General features: G+C 46.1%; 22 protein-coding genes. 14 read left to right on the top strand and 8 right to left on the bottom strand.

The genetic code is table 11. The annotated features are described in order from the left end of the window. The first annotated feature begins 87 nt into the window (after positions 1 to 87). The 9 genes from fdhD to JNUCC21_RS19175 all read left to right on the top strand — a co-directional run bounded on the left by fdhD (position 88) and on the right by JNUCC21_RS19175 (position 7,397). A complete protein-coding gene (gene fdhD / locus JNUCC21_RS19215; protein WP_015240754.1) occupies positions 88 to 876 on the top strand; it encodes a formate dehydrogenase accessory sulfurtransferase FdhD in 789 nt (262 codons plus the stop codon). Between the two features lie 17 nt (positions 877 to 893). Beyond that, positions 894 to 1,919, top strand: coding sequence for a GTP 3',8-cyclase MoaA (moaA, locus tag JNUCC21_RS19210; RefSeq protein ID WP_012118655.1), 1,026 nt, complete (start codon positions 894 to 896; stop codon positions 1,917 to 1,919). Positions 1,920 to 2,109: 190 nt separating this feature from the next. After that, positions 2,110 to 3,240 carry a tetratricopeptide repeat protein gene (locus tag JNUCC21_RS19205; protein ID WP_007407584.1) on the top strand — a complete coding sequence of 377 codons (1,131 nt, stop codon included), beginning with the start codon at positions 2,110 to 2,112 and terminating at the stop codon, positions 3,238 to 3,240. Positions 3,241 to 3,360: 120 nt separating this feature from the next. After that, a complete protein-coding gene (locus tag JNUCC21_RS19200) occupies positions 3,361 to 3,840 on the top strand; it encodes a hypothetical protein (RefSeq protein WP_015418408.1) in 480 nt (159 codons plus the stop codon). Between the two features lie 74 nt (positions 3,841 to 3,914). Next, positions 3,915 to 4,103, top strand: a complete 189-nt coding sequence (locus JNUCC21_RS19195) for a CsbD family protein (protein ID WP_012118653.1) — start codon at positions 3,915 to 3,917, stop codon at positions 4,101 to 4,103. Positions 4,104 to 4,456: 353 nt separating this feature from the next. Next, entirely contained in the window at positions 4,457 to 4,774 is a 318-nt protein-coding gene (gene ureA / locus JNUCC21_RS19190) for an urease subunit gamma (protein WP_007407581.1), read from the top strand. After that, complete coding sequence (ureB, locus tag JNUCC21_RS19185) at positions 4,771 to 5,145, top strand: urease subunit beta (RefSeq protein ID WP_012118652.1); 375 nt, start codon at positions 4,771 to 4,773, stop codon at positions 5,143 to 5,145. Before ureA ends, ureB begins: the two co-directional genes overlap by 4 nt. Next, positions 5,142 to 6,851 carry an urease subunit alpha gene (gene ureC / locus JNUCC21_RS19180; protein ID WP_007407580.1) on the top strand — a complete coding sequence of 570 codons (1,710 nt, stop codon included), beginning with the start codon at positions 5,142 to 5,144 and terminating at the stop codon, positions 6,849 to 6,851. Before ureB ends, ureC begins: the two co-directional genes overlap by 4 nt. Positions 6,852 to 6,992: 141 nt before the next feature. Further along, positions 6,993 to 7,397, top strand: a complete 405-nt coding sequence (locus JNUCC21_RS19175; RefSeq protein WP_003151203.1) for an Rrf2 family transcriptional regulator — start codon at positions 6,993 to 6,995, stop codon at positions 7,395 to 7,397. Between the two features lie 330 nt (positions 7,398 to 7,727). Here JNUCC21_RS19175 and xynA read toward each other — a convergent pair whose 3' ends face one another. The 4 genes from xynA to cls form a co-directional block, all read right to left on the bottom strand. Further along, the gene (xynA, locus tag JNUCC21_RS19170) at positions 7,728 to 8,369 is read right to left on the bottom strand and encodes an endo-1,4-beta-xylanase XynA (RefSeq protein WP_007407578.1); all 642 of its coding nucleotides are present in this window, start codon (positions 8,367 to 8,369) and stop codon (positions 7,728 to 7,730) included. Between the two features lie 237 nt (positions 8,370 to 8,606). After that, positions 8,607 to 8,873: a hypothetical protein gene (locus tag JNUCC21_RS19165; RefSeq protein WP_369878412.1), complete on the bottom strand. Its 267-nt coding sequence runs from the start codon at positions 8,871 to 8,873 to the stop codon at positions 8,607 to 8,609. After that, positions 8,854 to 9,240 carry a DUF5362 family protein gene (locus tag JNUCC21_RS19160; RefSeq protein WP_029325726.1) on the bottom strand — a complete coding sequence of 129 codons (387 nt, stop codon included), beginning with the start codon at positions 9,238 to 9,240 and terminating at the stop codon, positions 8,854 to 8,856. Before JNUCC21_RS19160 ends, JNUCC21_RS19165 begins: the two co-directional genes overlap by 20 nt. Before the next feature lie 135 nt (positions 9,241 to 9,375). Further along, positions 9,376 to 10,824: a cardiolipin synthase gene (cls, locus tag JNUCC21_RS19155; protein WP_007407575.1), complete on the bottom strand. Its 1,449-nt coding sequence runs from the start codon at positions 10,822 to 10,824 to the stop codon at positions 9,376 to 9,378. A gap of 220 nt (positions 10,825 to 11,044) precedes the next feature. Here cls and JNUCC21_RS19150 point away from each other — a divergent pair, with 220 nt between their 5' ends. Next, the gene (locus JNUCC21_RS19150) at positions 11,045 to 11,482 is read left to right on the top strand and encodes a DUF5392 family protein (RefSeq protein WP_369878411.1); all 438 of its coding nucleotides are present in this window, start codon (positions 11,045 to 11,047) and stop codon (positions 11,480 to 11,482) included. 31 nt (positions 11,483 to 11,513) lie between these two features. Here JNUCC21_RS19150 and JNUCC21_RS19145 read toward each other — a convergent pair whose 3' ends face one another. Further along, positions 11,514 to 11,963 (bottom strand): DUF5362 family protein, encoded by a 450-nt coding sequence (locus JNUCC21_RS19145; RefSeq protein WP_369878410.1) that lies wholly within the window; start codon positions 11,961 to 11,963, stop codon positions 11,514 to 11,516. Next, entirely contained in the window at positions 11,960 to 12,451 is a 492-nt protein-coding gene (locus JNUCC21_RS19140) for a GNAT family N-acetyltransferase (protein ID WP_089072492.1), read from the bottom strand. The genes JNUCC21_RS19145 and JNUCC21_RS19140 overlap by 4 nt, the downstream gene beginning before the upstream one ends. Positions 12,452 to 12,589: 138 nt before the next feature. On the opposite strand from JNUCC21_RS19140, the gene JNUCC21_RS19135 reads away from it, so the two are divergent. The 3 genes from JNUCC21_RS19135 (at position 12,590) to JNUCC21_RS19125 (ending at position 15,219) form a co-directional block, all read left to right on the top strand. Further along, positions 12,590 to 13,459, top strand: a complete 870-nt coding sequence (locus JNUCC21_RS19135) for a M23 family metallopeptidase (RefSeq protein WP_007407571.1) — start codon at positions 12,590 to 12,592, stop codon at positions 13,457 to 13,459. A 91-nt stretch (positions 13,460 to 13,550) separates the two neighbouring features. Beyond that, positions 13,551 to 13,973 (top strand): VanZ family protein, encoded by a 423-nt coding sequence (locus JNUCC21_RS19130; RefSeq protein WP_007407570.1) that lies wholly within the window; start codon positions 13,551 to 13,553, stop codon positions 13,971 to 13,973. A gap of 95 nt (positions 13,974 to 14,068) precedes the next feature. After that, positions 14,069 to 15,219 (top strand): IS3 family transposase gene (locus JNUCC21_RS19125; RefSeq protein WP_094031235.1). Its coding sequence is split into 2 segments (ribosomal slippage): positions 14,069 to 14,342 and positions 14,342 to 15,219, totalling 1,152 coding nucleotides; the frame shifts between segments, so codons are not numbered across the junction. Between the two features lie 59 nt (positions 15,220 to 15,278). On the opposite strand, the gene JNUCC21_RS19120 is transcribed toward JNUCC21_RS19125, so the two are convergent. Beyond that, positions 15,279 to 15,854: an undecaprenyl-diphosphatase gene (locus JNUCC21_RS19120; protein ID WP_012118646.1), complete on the bottom strand. Its 576-nt coding sequence runs from the start codon at positions 15,852 to 15,854 to the stop codon at positions 15,279 to 15,281. 164 nt (positions 15,855 to 16,018) lie between these two features. On the opposite strand from JNUCC21_RS19120, the gene ftsW reads away from it, so the two are divergent. After that, positions 16,019 to 17,173 carry a putative lipid II flippase FtsW gene (gene ftsW, locus JNUCC21_RS19115; protein ID WP_007407568.1) on the top strand — a complete coding sequence of 385 codons (1,155 nt, stop codon included), beginning with the start codon at positions 16,019 to 16,021 and terminating at the stop codon, positions 17,171 to 17,173. 53 nt (positions 17,174 to 17,226) lie between these two features. Here the strand turns inward: ftsW and JNUCC21_RS19110 are convergent, their stop codons facing one another. Further along, complete coding sequence (locus tag JNUCC21_RS19110; RefSeq protein WP_003151222.1) at positions 17,227 to 17,577, bottom strand: P-II family nitrogen regulator; 351 nt, start codon at positions 17,575 to 17,577, stop codon at positions 17,227 to 17,229. Positions 17,578 to 17,592 lie beyond the last annotated feature (15 nt).

Below are 17,592 nucleotides of genomic sequence, written 5' to 3'. Positions count from 1 at the left end.
AGAGGGCTCTTTTTTTAAACCGCAAATTCGACAAAATACAGGGATTGTGGAAGAATAAAAGAGAAGGATACTGCGGAGGGGAAAACAGTGGATGAAAAAACAACAGCGGTAAGAGACATATACCGCTATGAAAAAGGGGTATTAACAAAGACGGCAGATCGGATGGTTTCAGAGTATCCGCTGACCGTCATGGTGAACGGGCAGGAATTTGTTACGCTCGTCTGCACGCCTGACCATTTAGAGGAACTCGTCATCGGATTTCTCGCATCAGAAGGCGTCATTCGTTTTGAAAAAGAAATCAAAAGCTTTACTATAGATGAAAGTCTCGGGTTTGCATATGTTGAACTGACGAATCCCGGAGTGCTTGAGCAAAAAGACTATACGAAGAGGGTCATCGGTTCATGCTGCGGGAAAGGCCGCCATTTTTACTTTCAGCAGGATGTGAAAACGGCCAAAACCGCCGTCAGCCGTATCACCATAACTCCTGAGACGTGCCTTCGCCTGATGAAGGAGATGCAAAGCGGAAGCGGCACCTTCCAGGAAACGGGCGGCGTCCATAATGCGGCGCTGTGCGATACGGAAAAGCTGCTCTTTATGAGGACGGATATCGGGCGCCACAACGCGCTGGATAAGCTGTACGGCTGCTGTTTGAAAAACGGAATGCCGGTCCGTGACAAGCTGATCGTCTTCAGCGGCCGGATTTCCTCGGAGGTTTTATTAAAAGCCGCAAAAATCGGCGTGTCGATTGTCATTTCAAAATCGGCGCCGACGGAGCTCGCGCTGCAAATGGCGGAAGAGTTGAACATAACCGCGATAGGTTTTGTCAGAAACGGATCATTTAACGTATACACACATCCTGAACGGGTTGAACAATAGAAAGGGGTCTTGGGCTTATGAATACAGAAACGCGCCGGGTGACAGACAAAAGGGAAAGGCCGCTCAGGGATCTTCGTATCTCTGTAACCGACCGCTGCAACTTCAGATGCACGTACTGTATGCCAGCCGAATTATTCGGACCGGATTATCCATTTTTACAAAAGACGGAATTGCTCTCCTTCGAGGAGCTTGAGCGGCTTGCGAAGCTGTTTGTCGGCCGCTTCGGCGTTGAAAAAATCAGGCTGACGGGCGGAGAGCCGCTCATGAGAAAAGATATGCCTGAATTGATCAAAAAACTTGCGCGCATCCCCGGACTTAAAGATATCGCGATGACGACAAACGGCTCTCTGCTTCCCGTGTATGCGGAAAAACTGAAGCAGGCGGGGCTGCATCGCGTGACAGTCAGCCTCGATTCTTTAGAGGATGAGCGGTTTAAGGCCATTAACGGCCGCGGGGTTTCGGTGAACAAGGTGCTTGAGGGCATTGAGGCGGCAAAAGCGGCCGGACTCGGTGTGAAAATCAATATGGTTGTTCAAAAGGGTGTCAATGAAAAAGATATCCTGCCGATGGCCCGCTATTTTAAAGAAAAGGGTCATATTCTCCGGTTTATTGAATTTATGGATGTAGGCAATACGAATCAATGGAATAAAAAAGACGTGATCACGAAGGCAGAGATTATTGATCTGATCAACCAGCACATGCCGACGGAGCCGATAGAAGCGAATTATAAAGGAGAGGTCGCTTCCAGGTTCCGCTATCTTGACGGTTCCGGCGAAATCGGCGTGATTTCCTCCGTCTCGGATGCATTCTGCGCCTCCTGCAACAGAGCGCGCCTGTCGGCGAGAGGCGAGCTGTTTACGTGCCTGTTTGCGTCAAGCGGCTATGATGTTCGGAAACTCGTGCGCGGCGGTCTGACCGATGATGAATTGACGGAATCCATCGCTTCTGTCTGGAGAAATCGCACGGATCAGTATTCAATTGACCGCGCGCTTTCTAAAACGGATGGGAAAAAGAAAGTGGAAATGTCTTATATAGGCGGATGAAGAAAAGCTTGCCCGGACAAGGGCAGGCTTTTTTATTCACAATATGAGAGCGGTCTGTTCAAAAAATACCGATGACAGCCGAAATATATGATAGGAATTTTGATGCAGGACAATCAAGTTATGCAATTCCAAAGCCATACAATATGTTAAAATATAACCAATAGAAATTAGAAAAGGTTGTGAAAGGGGCATGACCGCATACGAGATTCCGTCATCTCAAGTTGGAGTCAAGATCAACAAATGGTACAAGCACATTTTAGCGTTTCAAGCGGCTGATGCCATAAAGCTGAAAGAGGAAATTGATGAGGATATACAACGTATGGAGGAAGACCAGCTGCTGCTGTTATATTATCAGCTGATCAGCTACCGCCATCATATTATGCTTGATTACGTCAAGCCGGAATGCACCGAACAATCACAGATTCAGTACAGCGAGCTGCAAAAGACGATCGAAAGCACGGACAGCATATCGGGACTGTCTGAGTATTATTTCCATTTGTTCAGAGGGATGTATGAATTCGATCACAATAACTATGTTGCGGCTATTTCTTTTTACCGGAAAGCGGAAAAACTCCTTTCATTTGTCGAGGATGATATAGAGAGGGCGGAATTCCATTTCAAGATGTCTGAAGTGTTTTATGTCATGAAGCAGACTCATTTTTCCATGAATCACGGGATTCAGGCGCTGGATACGTATATGAAACACGATTTCTACAGAGTGCGGAGAATTCAATGCCATTTCGTCATCTCAGGAAACTACATCGACTGCAAAAACTACGACAAAGCGCTTGAGCATTTAGACGAAGCCCTCCGCCTTTCTTTGCTTGAAGGACAGCCCCGCCTGATCGGGTCTTCGCTTTACAATCTGGGGAATTGTTATTCTGAAAAGCGAGATCTGGATGAAGCGGCCCGGTACTTTAGAAAAGCGGTTCCCGTTTTTGAAGAGCATCAGCTTGAACAGCTTCCGAAGGCGCTGTTCAGCTTAACGCACACCCTTTTCAGGCTGCATGATGACCAAGCGGCCCTTACCTATTATGAAAGAGGGGTCATGATCGCGAAAGAACGGGGCGATCGATTCAGTTTAGAGAAGTATAAGTTTTTACAAGCGCTTTATTTGGAGTCACTCAATATGGATTTAATCCATGAAGTGTTTGACTATATGAATGAAAAATCGCTGTATGTGTATATTGAAGATTTCGCCTTGGAGGCCGCCGTTTACACAAGCGCACATGAGCAATATAAAGAAGCGGCGTATTTTTATGAAAAAGCGATTCGCATGAGAGAAAACATTCAAAAAGAACAGTGTTTATACGATATATAATTTTCTTAACCATCTGATCAGCAGATGGTTATTTTTTTATGCACATTATAACGTTTGATCATAGAAAAAAACGGAAAAATCGCAAAAGAGAGAAAAAAGCATATGCGAGGGGGGGATTTGTTGTTCGGATTCAATGATATGATAAAGTTTTTCGTATCATTTCTCATCATTCTGCCGATGGTGTCTGTCATCCATGTGTCGGGGCACAGCTTTATGGCCATGCTGTTCGGAGGCAAGGCGTCATTGGATATCGGAATGGGGAAACGTCTTCTAAAAGTAGGGCCGATTCAGGTTCGGCGTATCTACTTCATAGATTCTTTCTGCAAGTTCGGCGAATTGCGGATAGATAACCGCCTGACGAGCGCGCTCGTCTATTCCGGAGGCTGTCTGTTTAATCTCGCTTCTATCTTTTTAATAAATCTGCTGATCATGAAAGATGTCCTCGAGCCAAACTTATTTTTTTACCAATTTGTCTATTTTTCAACTTATTATGTTTTCTTTGCCCTTCTGCCGGTGCAATACGGGGATAATAAGCTGTCAGACGGATTGGCTGTTTACAAAGTGCTCCGCTACGGGGAACGCTGTGAAATCAATAATTGAGAGTTTACATGTTTGTGTTCGGGCTGAAAGGGAAGAAAACAAGTACACAGAACAAAAAAGGAGCTGAAGAGATCATGAGTCAAGATAACGGTTTAAAAGACAAAGTAAAAGGCGGCATGAACAAAATGAAAGGGGAAGCAAAGGACAAAGCAGGCGACATGGCAAACAAGTCCGACTTAAAAGCGGAAGGTAAAAAAGACAAAGCGAAAGGCAGCCTGCAAAAGGGTGTCGGCAAAACGAAAGATAAACTCAGTGATGATTAATTTGATAGTGAAACACAGCAAAAGCCCAAAATATTTTGGGCTTTTTGTTATGAGAAATGACAAAAATTCCAGTTCATTTGGTTAATATTCACTAAATTTTTAAATATTCTATAAATTCACCGGCGATTTCTTTATAATATTCACAAAGAATGTAACCTTTCTTCACATTTGATTAAACGTTTGTTGAAGAAAAAAATGAGAAATCGGTAATTTCTGCAAAAGGAATCGGGTCGTTCACCGTCGAATAACTTTTATCACTTAACATTTCATGAGGTGAAGGGGGTGACGGCCGCCTGCATCGTTTCGGTATGACCATGCGGATTGTGTTTGACTATCACTAAGGGGGAATACAGATGAAACTGACACCGGTTGAACAAGAAAAATTGCTTATTTTTACGGCGGGAGAGCTCGCTAAGCAGCGGAAGGCGCGCGGCGTTCTGCTGAATTATCCCGAAGCCGCCGCATATTTGACCTGTTATCTGATGGAAGGCGCGAGAGACGGAAAAAGCGTTGCTGAGCTGATGGAATCCGGCCGCAATGTATTGACGGAAAAAGACGTTATGGAAGGCGTTCCGGAAATGCTGGACAGCATTCAGGTGGAAGCGACGTTCCCGGACGGGGTTAAGCTTGTCACCGTTCATCAGCCGATCAAGGCGGAGGTGAAGTCATGAAGCCGGGAGCGATTCAAGTCGCAAAGGGGATCATCACCATTAACGAAGGCCGGAAGACGCTGGAGGTGTCAGTCACCAATAACGGAACACGGTCAGTGCAGGTAGGATCGCATTTTCATTTTGCCGAAGCCAACGGCGCCCTTTCCTTCAATCGGGACAAAGCAATCGGCATGCGCCTTGATATCCCGTCAGGCACATCTGTCCGTTTTGAACCGGGAGAAGAGAAAACCGTCACGCTCGTGGAAATCGGAGGGCGAAAAACGGTCAGAGGTCTCAACGGCATGGCCGATACGTATATGGATGAGCGGGGAAAAGAGAAGACTCTGTCAAATCTTAAAAAAGCCGGATGGATGGAGGAGGCGATCCGATGAAAATGTCACGTGAGCAATACGCAGAACTGTTCGGACCGACAACGGGAGACAAAGTCAGACTCGGAGATACGGATTTATGGATTGAAGTCGAAAAAGATTTCACGAATTACGGTGAAGAAATGATTTTCGGCGGAGGGAAAACAATCCGGGACGGCATGGGGCAGAACGGGCGTATCACCGGGAAAGACGGAGCGCTTGATCTGGTCATTACAAACGCCGTTATCCTGGATTATACCGGAATCGTCAAGGCGGATATCGGGGTGAAGGACGGCCGGATTGTCGGCGTCGGAAAAAGCGGCAATCCTGATATTATGGATGGGGTGGACCCGCACATGATTATCGGTGCCGGAACAGAAGTCATTTCCGGCGAAGGGAAAATCGTAACGGCCGGCGGGGTGGATACGCATATCCACTTTATCTGCCCGCAGCAGATGGAAGTCGCGCTTTCTTCAGGCGTGACCACGCTTCTCGGCGGCGGAACGGGTCCTGCGACGGGAAGTAAAGCGACGACTTGTACATCCGGTGCATGGTACATGTCGAGAATGCTGGAAGCGGCCGAGGAGTTTCCGATCAATGTCGGTTTCTTAGGAAAAGGGAATGCATCCGATAAAGCGCCGCTGATCGAGCAGGTGGAAGCAGGCGCGATCGGCCTGAAGCTGCATGAAGATTGGGGATCAACGCCAAGCGCCATTAAAGCTTGCATGGAAGCAGCGGATGAGGCGGACATTCAGGTGGCGATCCATACAGACACGATAAATGAAGCGGGCTTTTTAGAAAATACGCTTGATGCGATCGGCGACCGGGTTATCCATACATATCACATAGAGGGAGCCGGCGGAGGCCACGCACCGGATATTATGAAACTCGCATCTTACGCCAATATCCTGCCGTCCTCTACGACGCCGACGATCCCGTATACCGTCAACACGATGGACGAGCATCTTGATATGATGATGGTCTGCCATCATTTAGATTCAAAAGTGCCTGAAGACGTGGCGTTCAGTCATTCACGCATCAGAGCGGCCACCATTGCGGCGGAGGATATTCTGCACGATATCGGCGCGATCAGCATGACGTCATCTGACTCGCAGGCGATGGGCAGGGTGGGAGAAGTGATTATCCGGACATGGCAGGTGGCCGATAAAATGAAAAAACAGCGCGGCGCTCTATCAGGAGAAAACGGCAATGACAATGTGCGCGCCAAACGCTATATCGCCAAATACACGATCAACCCGGCCGTCACTCACGGCCTGAGCCATGAAGTCGGTTCCGTTGAAAAAGGAAAGCTCGCCGACCTTGTACTATGGGACCCGGTTTTCTTCGGCGTCAAACCTGAACTTGTGCTCAAAGGCGGCATGATCGCCCGCGCCCAGATGGGAGATCCGAATGCTTCCATTCCGACGCCTGAGCCCGTGTTTATGCGGCAGATGTACGCATCATACGGTAAAGCAAACCGAAATACCTCTATTACATTTATGTCCCAGGCCGGTATCGCAAACGGTGTGCCGGAAAAGCTCGGCCTTGAAAAAATGATTTCTCCCGTACGGAATATCCGTAAGCTGAGTAAGCTCGACATGAAGCTGAATGACGCGATGCCGAATATACAAGTCGATCCGAAAACTTATCAGGTGTTCGCCGACGGAGAAGAGCTGGCATGCCAGCCCGTCAGCTATGTTCCGCTCGGACAGCGTTATTTCTTATTTTAATCCCTCTTCGGCCGGTTTCCCGCCGGCCTGTTTACACCTCTATTGCCAACTTGATTTCATCCTGCCGCCCGTTTTAGTGTATATTAGTAGTTGACAAACAAATGAAATGTAACTATTTCGGTTACAACGGTGGTGAAAAACATGATTAACAGCCGTCTTGCTGTGGCCATTCACATTCTATCGCTGATCTCAACGGATGAACGGGCGTCATCGGATATGATTGCGGGCAGCGTAAACACCAATCCCGTCGTCGTGCGGAGAACGATCAGCCAGCTGAAAAAAGCGGGTATTCTGACATCCCGAGCGGGTGTTCCGGGAGCCAGCCTGAAAAAAGATCCGTCGGAGATCACCCTCTTAGAGGTTTACAGGGCGGTGCAGAATAAGGAAGAGCTTTTTGCGGTTCACGACAATCCGAACCCCGACTGTCCGGTCGGCAAAAATATTCAGCGCGCGCTCGATGAGACGTTCGGAAGCGTACAGCGGGCAATGGAGAATGAACTTGCGAGCAAGTCCCTTTATGATGTAATGAATCATCTCTTTTGTTAAAAAGAGATGGGTTCATGCCGCTATAGGTGTAACAGAAATGGTTACAATGGATAATGAGGAAATCACGGTTTTGGCTCCATATTCAGACACGCCTGGATGCGGATTGCGATCTGTTTAATGAAGAAATCCTCCGGAACTAAAGGAGGCGGTTGCCGGGATATTTTTATTTTGCTTAAGACTTATGTGAAGGTGTCAGCTGTGAGCAAGTTAAACAAAAAATGATATCCTGCCTCCGGCAATGCCAAAACCGTTCGCCTCTTAACAATCATTATAAAATTTCTCTAGGAACGATCAGCAGCCCGTTAGCTGCCCCTAATTAAAGATGAGCTGTTACCACACTGTTACATTAGAACTTCCGCTGCTTTTATATCCTTCTGTCGCTAAGACTTGATAAGCCCAATTACTGCCCAGATTCATTCCATGGCTCTTCCATGCGTTAACATGATTGCTGAAAGTGATTGCAGCGTTGCTTCCGGTCGGTCTCTTCGACTGGCGAACACTCCAGTACTGCGTAAAAGTAGTGTTATCGCCATCAATGGAAGGTGCGTTATAACGTGTCGTTGTATATATGTCATATGTACCTCCATCACTCTTTACAGTACCTTTATACGTTCCGGTAGGTCTGTAAGTACCCCATGAATCCACTACATAATATTCGATGAGAGGTGCTCTCGTCCAGCCATATAAAGTCAAATATCCATTGCCATTCGGCGCCCAGACTCCGGCATTATAGTTTATTGTTCTAAATGGCGAGCCTGTAGTCCAGCCTTTACCAACAACGAAATTTCCGGTATTAGACCAATTAACACTGTAATTCCCGCCAGATCCATTGACAGCGTTGACTGTTCCGCCCCCATCAGTCCAATTTTGCCAGTAATCTGTGCCAGCTGCAGAGGCGGTTGCCGAAAACATGCTGATACTCATGAAAGCTGCCGTCAATCCAACTAAGAATTTCTTTTTAAACTTAAACATATGTTACCTCCTATACTATTTTTTCTGACTTTGACATGAGGAGCACTCGTAAATATTTAACGAACGCCAACGCTTTTGATCGTTCCTTTCAATATAATAGCATGAATACATGAGTGAATATTAAGAACAATTGTAATTTAATTACAAATACCCAAAAAACTGTATGATAAGTGGTCTTGTTCCATCAGGGCTTTTATCCTTATTTTGCAGAATCACAATTCTTGCTTCTAAACCTGATCAGGAACAGTCGAACAATTGAGTGATTTCAATTGAAACTCTGAGGAAAAGCTTTTTTGATGTGATGGCGACACGTCTGGCTGAAGCCGGAATGTCTGAAAGAATATTTGCAGACAGCTGCATCAGCTGCGCCATTATGCCATCGCCGTATTGAACGAATTGGAAAATCCAAAGCAGAAAAACTTTCCCGTTGTCGGAGAAGCGGAATAAGAAAAAATCCCGGGCGGATGCGCCGGGATTTTCCTTTTTAATATGTATTGGCATCAATATTATTAAACACGCCGTCCACGATGCCGAGCGTCATGAGGACAATGAAGAGAACGATACCGAGAACGGACAAGCCGACCGTCACAATCAGGTAGATCCCCTGCATTTTCACGAACTTTGCATAATTTTCCAGCATATGTTCCTCTGTCAGTTCATTGAACTGCTCCGCCATCTGTCCCGCTTCATTTGCCGAGCGCATCAGAAAAATGCCGGCAATGATCTGCAGAACGCCGGGAATGGCTCCGATTAAAAAGAAAAACGCGCCCGACAGCGCCGCAAACGCACCCATAATAATAAATAAAATACCTGTCGCTTTTCCCCATTTCGAAATAGAAATAAGCGAACGATTCACTGATTCAGGTTTCAAACTATGGCACTCCTTTACAAAAAAATACTCACTTTTCATTTATACACTATTAGGTCATTCTTTTGAATATAAAATGTGTTTTTTCATGCCGTGTCCGTTTTTGTATCAGAAAATTCCCGAGAAACACCCCGGGAATTACAAAATCGGCGAAAGAAGTCTTGAAATCGATTCTTTAATGCGGATCCGCAGCGAACGCTCCTGATATTCTTCATACGTATATTTTCTGGAGACGAGCAGATCTTCTTTAAATGAGGAAATGAGTTTTTTCGCAATGGTGACGTCATAAATAAAGGCGTTGACTTCAAAATTAAGTCTGAAGCTTCTGACGTCGATATTCGCCGTACCGACTGAAGCCGTCTCATCATCGACGACAATCGTTTTTGCATGAATAAAGCCGTTATCGTAAATGTAGACTGAGGCTCCGGCTTTCAAAAGATCGCCGATGTAAGATAAAGTCGCCCAGTAAACGAAAGCGTGATCCGGCTTGTTCGGAATCATGATTTTGACGTCGATGCCTGACAGACAGGCGATCCTGAGGGCATCTAAAAGACTTGAGTCAGGAATAAAGTAAGGCGTCTGAATCAGGATTGACCGTTTTGCCGTTGAGATCATCTTGATATAGCCGTTTTTAATTTGTTCCCATTCTGAGTCCGGTCCGCTCGTGACAATCTGCATCCCGACATTGCCCTTCGGCTCGCATTCCGGAAAATGATTCGGAACGTATGTGAGCGTATGATGATGGGAGGCTTGGTTCCAATCGAGGATAAACCGTGTCTGAATGGCGTGTACCGCCGTGCCTTGAAGCCTGAGGTGCGTATCGCGCCAGTAGCCGAATTTCGGATTCAGGCCGAGATATTCATCTCCGACGTTAAAGCCGCCGACATAGCCGGTTTCGCCGTCAATGATGACGAGCTTGCGGTGATTCCGGTAATTGAGCCGCAAATTAATCGGACGAAGCCTGGAAGGAAAAAAGACTTCCACATGGCCGCCGGCGTCCCGCAGCGGTTTGAAGAATTTTTTTCTGAGTGATCTTGAACCGAGTTCATCATATAACACTCTGACTTTTACGCCTTCGCGTGCTTTTTTCACTAAGGCATCGCGCAATTTTTTTCCCAGTTCATCACCTTTATAAATATAGTATTGAAGGTGAATGTGATCTTTTGCGTTGGAAATGTCCTTCATTAAGCGTTTGAACTTATCGCGCCCGTCCGTCAAAATCTCCACCGAATTATCCTCTGTAAAGACTGCGTGGTTGTTCATGACAAGCATATAGATGAGGTCTTTATTATCCACAGTCGCCCTGTTGTTAAATTGGAATTGCCTCGACTTCAGATCCTTCAGCTGAGACTTCAGCAGCTTTTCAATCCCGATTTTTTTACGGTCTTCCCACTGAAACAGATGCTTGCGTCTCAGGTTATGGCCGAATAACAGGTATAAAATAAACCCTAAAATGGGAATAAAAAAAAGAACCAAGAGCCAAGCCCATGAAGCGCTGGCATCGCGTCTTTCTTTGAAAATCATGATGACGGCCAAAAGTATATTTAAAACGAAAAAAAATCCGAATAAAATAAATGAAATGCTCACTTTGCAACCCCGCTATATCATATTTATCAAGACTGTGCCCATTAGTATTCCGACAAGTGCAGCAATCTGATTCCCATTTCAAATTATAACATTGACATTTTGAAAGAATAAAGAGCCGGAATCAAAGATGAATGCAGTTTTCTTTCAAAGAAAGTTCCGGGTGCGGTAAAATATGCATATATGAAAAAGAAGACAAAAATGACAGCAAAGGGGAGAGGGCATGAAGCTGGAGCATGCGGAACAATTGCCGGGATTCATAAAAAAAGAAATTCAGAAAATACAAATCGCCATCGCGCCGCTGATGAAAAAAAGCATCATTTACCGTTTTCTTGCTTTCCCGCTCGCCGCTTTTAGTCTGTTTCATCTGGCATCGCTTTTGATTCAGGCCCCTTCCGGGAGAGGAGCTCTCGTATCGGCCGGCATTTTTGCCCTCCTTGCGGCTCTGGGTCTTGCGTTTTTTAAGGAAGCCTGCTATCAGCGGAAACAGGTGCAAAAAACGATCCGCCTTTATATGCTGAACAGAATCAGAAAAAGCGATATTCTGTCCGAGGAACGGAAAAGCGCCTATACCCGGCTGATTGCCGAGGAGCCGTCTGCGATGAAGAGCTTTATTGAATTTTTAACGGAAGAAGACCGGAAAAAAGAAATGCTTTATTAAAAAAGAGCTGACGCGCGATCAGCTCTTTTTGTCATTCAAACACCGGGTCGTTCTCATAGTAATATGAATCAGGCGTGTCATACGTATCAGTGCTGTGATAAGCGATAATTCCGATGACAGCGAAGATGACGACTAAAATAAAAGCGAGAATGCCCAATACCACACTGGATGCCGCATAAAAAAACTGCATTTTGATAAATGACGCGTAATGTGCAAGCATACTTTCTTCCTCGTTTTCTTCTAGTCCTTCCTGAAGTGCGGCAGCCGCTTTTGCCGAGCGCATCAGCATGACGCCGGAAATGATGAGCAGGACCCCCGGAATGGCTCCGAGCAGCGTCACAATGGCTGACAGAGCGGAAAGAGAGCCCGTGATGATCAGAAACACGGCGGTGATCTTTCCCCATTTGGCGATGTCGGCAAGGGAACGGGCTTTTTTATTGAGCGGCTGGTTTTCGTCTTTCTCTTTATCGATGGTGATCATGACAGTTCTCTCCCTAAAATGTTCAAGTCATATCGTTTTCCGTCCATTTCGGCGATACCCGGGAATACGCCCCATTCGGTAAAACCGAATTTTTCAAACAGCTTAATGCTCGGCACATTATGTCCGAAGATAAAAGCCATCAGGCTGCGGATGCCGATTGCCGGAGCGAGTGCCAGGGCTTCTTTCAGCAGAAAGCTTCCTGCTCCTTTGCCGCGGCAATCCTGATGCAGATAGATGCTGATCTCCGCCGTTTTGTCATAGGCCGGACGGCCGTAAAACGTTTCAAAGCTGATCCAGGCCGCCACTTTGCCGGTTTCATCTTCCGCGACCATCAGCGGGCGCCGGTCCGTGTGCCGCAAAAACCAATCCATCCGGTCTTCGGGCGTCACTTCTTCCGTATCAGCCGTTACCATTCGTGAGGCAATCGTCGAGTTGTATATGGCCACCACCGCATCTAAATCCTCCAATACGGCTTTGCGCAGGGTCAAATTCATATTCCGGGATCTCCCTTCACATTTTATTACATAATCAAGTGCAATCTGCACATACTATTTCCAAAAAAGTTTTTTATGGATGTGTATATATTTTCAGAAAAGTGTTCAGAATGTTGCTGAGGTGATGAACAAATGAGAGAGGAAGAAAAGAAAACTTCTCAAGTCAAAAAACTTCAGCGGTTTTTTCGCAAACGCTGGATATTCCCTGCAATCTACTTAGTCAGTGCGGCCGTCATTTTAACAGCTGTCCTTTGGTATCAATCCGTTTCGAATGATGTGAAGGACAATCTGACGAACAACGGAGGAAACTCCGCGTATGACAGCGGCAAAGACGATGCCGTCGAAGTAGGCAAGTCAATGGAAAACGTCGCAATGCCGGCTGCTCATTCTGAAAATGTTTCTGTTGTGAAAAAGTTTTATGAAACTGATGCCGCAAAAAAAGAGAAAGAAGCAGCACTTGTTAACTATAATAACACGTACAGCCTCAGTAAAGGAATTGACTTAGCTGAGAAAGACGGAAAATCATTTGATGTTTCTGCTTCTCTGAGCGGTACGGTTGTTAAAGCTGCTAAAGACCCGGTACTGGGGTATGTGGTTGAAATTGAACATTCAGACGGCCTGTCTACTGTCTATCAGTCTTTATCTGAAGTCAGCGTGGATCAGGGCGACAAAGTAAAGCAGAACCAGGTTATCGGTAAATCCGGAAAAAATCTTTACAGTGAAGAAAGCGGAAATCACGTGCACTTTGAAATCCGCAAGGACGGCGTAGCGATGAACCCGCTCAATTTTATGGACAAGCCGGTAACATCTATTGAAAAAGCGGCGGCTGAAGAGAAAAACGCTGTGACAGAAGAAACGGAAGGGTCAATTCAGCAGTCTTCCGAGAAAAAAGATGTGACGCCTAAAAAAGAAACCGAAGAAAAACCAGGTGACAAAGAGGACGGCACAAAAGACAAGACAGATGGTAAAGATGACGGCTCAATGAAAGATTCGGGCAAGTAATCTTGATCCCAAAGCGCCTATCAGCTCTGATAGGCGCTTTTCATATTGCCGCATGTGCCTTTATACTAGTATAAAACGAAGGAGATGCTGAATGAATAAATGTCTGGCGGCCGGGTGGCTCGTCTTTGTTTTCGTTTCGGCTTTGACTGAAAGCTTTCACGATATGATTGTGTCGCAGACGGTGTCCTTCCGTTTCACGCCGCATCCGGATGTGTCCGGTTTCTTTGTGTTCGATATGGCGGAGCTCGCCATACCGGAAGCGGCGATTCAAAAGCTCGGGCACGCGTTTTCATTTTTTGTGCTCGCCTATTTGTTTTTCAGGGAGCGCAGGCGCATGAAGAGGGCGGTGCTGTATGCATTGGCCGCCGCTTTCCTGACAGAAATCGTCCAGCTCTTTTTCGGCAGAAACGGATGCCTCCGCGATGTGCTGATTGACAGTCTCGGCATTGCCGCATTCTGTGCTTTACAAAGGAAAAAGCATACAGCCAAACATACAAAAACCGGCAGTCTGTGACGGGACTGACCCCATAATATGAGACAAACAAAAAACACCTTCAAGTTTGAAAACGGATCGTTGTTATCCGAAATTAGACTTGGAGGTGTTTTTCTATGAGGGCAAGAGTGAGTTATCCGGTTGAAGTCAAACAGAAGGCTGTAGAAATGAGATTGGCGGGCGTGCCTGTGAAGGAGATCATGCAGGAATTGAATATAAAGAATAAGACGCAGGTGCAGACATGGGTCAGGTGGTATAAAGCTGGGGACACACATCGATTCGAACAACCTGTCGGAAAGCAATATTCTTATGGAAAAGGTCCAGAGTATTCTTCCGAATTAGAGAAACTGCAGGCAGAAAATCGTTATCTGAGACAACAGAATGAAGTGTTAAAAAAGTACAACGAATTGGAAAGGAAGCTGATAGCGAAACGCCAGTCGAGCTTGTAGAAGCATTGCGCAGCACAATGACCATAAAGGATATCTGTATTCATTTAGGTATCTCACGAGCATCTTATTATCGTTGGAAGAAGAATCTGATGAAAGATAACCCTAAATACCATTTAGAAAAACAAATCGGCACGTTGTGCCGAGAACACAAGTATCGATATGGCTATCGGAAAATCACAGCCATATTAAAAAAGGGAATGCGTATGAATCATAAAACGGTTCAGCGCATTATGCAGAAGAATCAGTGGCAATGCCGGGTTAAGGTGAAAAAGCGCAAGAAGAATGGGCAGCCATATGCCGTGGCCGAGAATATATTGGATCGGAACTTTCAGTCTGATCGCCCTCTGGAAAAGCTAGTAACGGATATCACATATTTGCCTTATGGGCAGAAACAATTGTATCTTTCCAGTATATTGGATTTATACAATGGAGAAGTGATTGCTTTTACGATTGGCGATAGACAGGACACAGACTTTGTCTTACACACACTTGATCAGCTGCCCGCACTGCCAGAGAACTGTGTGTTACATAGTGACCAAGGTTCTGTTTATACATCTTATGAGTATCAGAAAGCTGTTAAAACAAAAGGCATTACCATGAGCATGTCCCGCAAAGGGACGCCCGCTGATAATGCCTCCATCGAATCGTTTCATTCCTCACTAAAGTCTGAAACGTTCTACCTCGACAGGTTGGAAAGCACTACGACGACCATCGTAGAACAAACTGTCGAAACCTATATACACTATTATAACAACATTCGTATTCAAACGAAACTAAACAACCAGCCGCCGGTCACATACCGACAGCTGGCTGCTTAAAGGTGTTTTGATCCCTGTCTCAAAAACGGGGGTCAGTCCCGACAGACGCCGGCTTTTTTTTATATATTATGGTTTGTCGATTTGCTTTTATGAACGATACTTTCATAGATTCGCACGATCAGATCGACAATCGGACGAAGCACATTTGAAAATCTGAACAGCAGGAATCCGACAATGAGGGAAACGATAATGCTTCCGAGCACATCGATCGGATAATGGTGGCCGACCCAAATTCTTGAGAAGCCGGTCAAAAGGCCGAAAATCACAAGCGGCCAGCCGAGTTTTTTGTTGCGGAACAGAATCGCAATTGAAATCGCCAAAGCGCCTGTCGTATGGTCACTCGGAAATGAAGCATCCGCGGCATGAGGGATCAGCGTATGAACCGTATGCTCGACAAAGGGGCGCGGCTCGATATAGACCTTCGTGATGAGGTAGTTGACGATAAGCGCTGCAACACCCGTGAAGCCCGCGTACAGGGCGTTTTGTCTGCCTTTTGTGCTTCCGAACAGCCACATGGCAAGCAGGAAAAGGGCGTAGGCGTAAATGGCGTATTCCGTAATAAATACCATGATAGAGTCGAGAATGGCACTATGGTGCGACAAACCATTGATCGCTTTAAATAGTTCGTAATTCACAAATATCACCTTTTATCTTTATTTTATATGAACAGTGTAATGCTTTTTTCTATGAGACACAATTGGTATTAAAAATAATCATAAAAAAGTAAACAGAATGAAACGTGACTGTATTACTGTGCGTCAAGTATGCGGGAAAAGAATAGCCGAAGGAGTTTTGTCCGTTGCTGAAACGTTTGAAAAACGCCGATCTGCCGCTTGTGTTTGTCATTATGCTGCTTTGCGGATTCGGCTTGTTAATGGTGTACAGCGCCAGTGATGTGATGGGGTCTCAGCGGTACGGAGATCCATCCTATTTCTTCCATAAGCAGAGTGCCTCTTTACTGATCGGATTATGCTTATTTCTATTTGCCGCCTGTCTGCCGTATAAGCGGTATGCGCGGCTTGTACCGCTGTTTGTGGTCGGTTCGCTGGTATTGCTGCTGCTCGTATTGATACCGGGAATCGGGCTGGAGCGGAATTTTTCCCGCAGGTGGCTGGGAGCGGGCCCGCTTGTCGTACAGCCGTCTGAATTGGCGAAGATCGCGATGATTTTGTATTTCGCTTCGATTTATACGAAAAAGCAGCCGTACATTCATCAATTTGTGAAAGGGGTTCTGCCGCCTTTAGTGATTTTGGGAACTGCTTTTCTGCTGACATTGGCGGAGCCTGATTTAGGGACGGCTTCCTTAATCCTGGCGGCGTGCGGGTCGATTTTATTATGTGCCGGCTTGAAAAAGCGCCATCTGTTCGTGCTCGGCGCGACGGCGGTGTCCGGGGTTGTTTATCTCGCATTTTCCGCTTCCTATCGTGTGAAGCGCCTCGTTTCCTTTACCAATCCGTTTGGTGACGCGAACGGGGACGGCTATCAGCTGATTCAATCCTATTTTGCTATTTCCGGAGGCGGGTTTTTCGGAAGAGGGCTTGGAAACAGTGTTGAAAAAATGAACTATCTGCCTGAGGCGCATACCGATTTCATTATGGCCGTGATCAGCGAAGAGCTGGGGATATTCGGTGTTCTGATCGTTTTGGGATTATATTTTGCGTTAATGCTTCTCGGCGTAAAAACGGCCGTGCGGGCTGATGACCCGTTCGGGAAGCTTCTTGCCATCGGAATTACGTTTCAATTAATGTTTCAGGTTGTATTGAATTTGGGAGCGATGAGCGGACTTCTCCCGGTTACGGGTGTGCCGCTTCCGTTTATCAGCTACGGCGGTTCTTCATTGATTATGACGCTGTTTTTGTGCGGCATACTGGTCAATATCAGTACATATGCGAAAAAACAACCCGTACGGCATAAGCGGCCTGTCCCGCATGAAAAAAAGGTTTCTTCTTTTTAATGAAGCCCGAAAAAAACGCCCGGGACATTTCTGTCTCCGGGCGTTCTGCCTGTTTATAAAGCTCCTGGTCCTTCTTCTCCGGTGCGGATATTAATCGTGTTTCCGATTTCATAGACGAATATTTTTCCGTCTCCGGGCTCTCCCGTTTTCAGCACTTTTTTCGCCGTTTCCACGACTTGATCAACGGGGACCTTGCTGACAACGATTTCCACTTTCAGCCGTTCATACACATTGCTTTCAATTTTGACTCCGCGGTACAGTTCGGTGTGGGCTTTTTGAAGGCCGCAGCCGTGTACGTTGGAGAAGGTCAGCGATGTGACTCCGATTTTACCGAGTTCCTGTTTCAATGTTTCAAACTTAGCCGGACGCGTAACGATTTCTACCTTGAACATTTGACCGCTCATCTAAGCCACTCCTCA

Origin of the sequence: Bacillus sp. JNUCC-21 (assembly GCF_041222765.1) — a bacterium.
GTDB classification, from domain to species: Bacteria; Bacillota; Bacilli; order Bacillales; family Bacillaceae; genus Bacillus; species Bacillus velezensis.
The sequence above is the reverse complement of the archived record's forward strand: the minus strand, read 5'-3'. Positions and strand labels throughout refer to the sequence as shown.

Bases quoted from the DNA above. Each gene is read 5' to 3' on its own strand.
- moaA (WP_012118655.1), top strand. From the start codon at position 894: ATGAATACAGAAACGCGCCGGGTGACAGACAAAAGGGAAAGGCCGCTC.
- JNUCC21_RS19205 (WP_007407584.1), top strand. From the start codon at position 2,110: ATGACCGCATACGAGATTCCGTCATCTCAAGTTGGAGTCAAGATCAAC.
- JNUCC21_RS19195 (WP_012118653.1), top strand. From the start codon at position 3,915: ATGAGTCAAGATAACGGTTTAAAAGACAAAGTAAAAGGCGGCATGAAC.
- ureA (WP_007407581.1), top strand. From the start codon at position 4,457: ATGAAACTGACACCGGTTGAACAAGAAAAATTGCTTATTTTTACGGCG.
- ureB (WP_012118652.1), top strand. From the start codon at position 4,771: ATGAAGCCGGGAGCGATTCAAGTCGCAAAGGGGATCATCACCATTAAC.
- ureC (WP_007407580.1), top strand. From the start codon at position 5,142: ATGAAAATGTCACGTGAGCAATACGCAGAACTGTTCGGACCGACAACG.
- JNUCC21_RS19175 (WP_003151203.1), top strand. From the start codon at position 6,993: ATGATTAACAGCCGTCTTGCTGTGGCCATTCACATTCTATCGCTGATC.
- xynA (WP_007407578.1), bottom strand. From the start codon at position 8,369: ATGTTTAAGTTTAAAAAGAAATTCTTAGTTGGATTGACGGCAGCTTTC.
- JNUCC21_RS19150 (WP_369878411.1), top strand. From the start codon at position 11,045: ATGAAGCTGGAGCATGCGGAACAATTGCCGGGATTCATAAAAAAAGAA.
- JNUCC21_RS19145 (WP_369878410.1), bottom strand. From the start codon at position 11,963: ATGATCACCATCGATAAAGAGAAAGACGAAAACCAGCCGCTCAATAAA.
- JNUCC21_RS19135 (WP_007407571.1), top strand. From the start codon at position 12,590: ATGAGAGAGGAAGAAAAGAAAACTTCTCAAGTCAAAAAACTTCAGCGG.
- JNUCC21_RS19130 (WP_007407570.1), top strand. From the start codon at position 13,551: ATGAATAAATGTCTGGCGGCCGGGTGGCTCGTCTTTGTTTTCGTTTCG.
- JNUCC21_RS19110 (WP_003151222.1), bottom strand. From the start codon at position 17,577: ATGAGCGGTCAAATGTTCAAGGTAGAAATCGTTACGCGTCCGGCTAAG.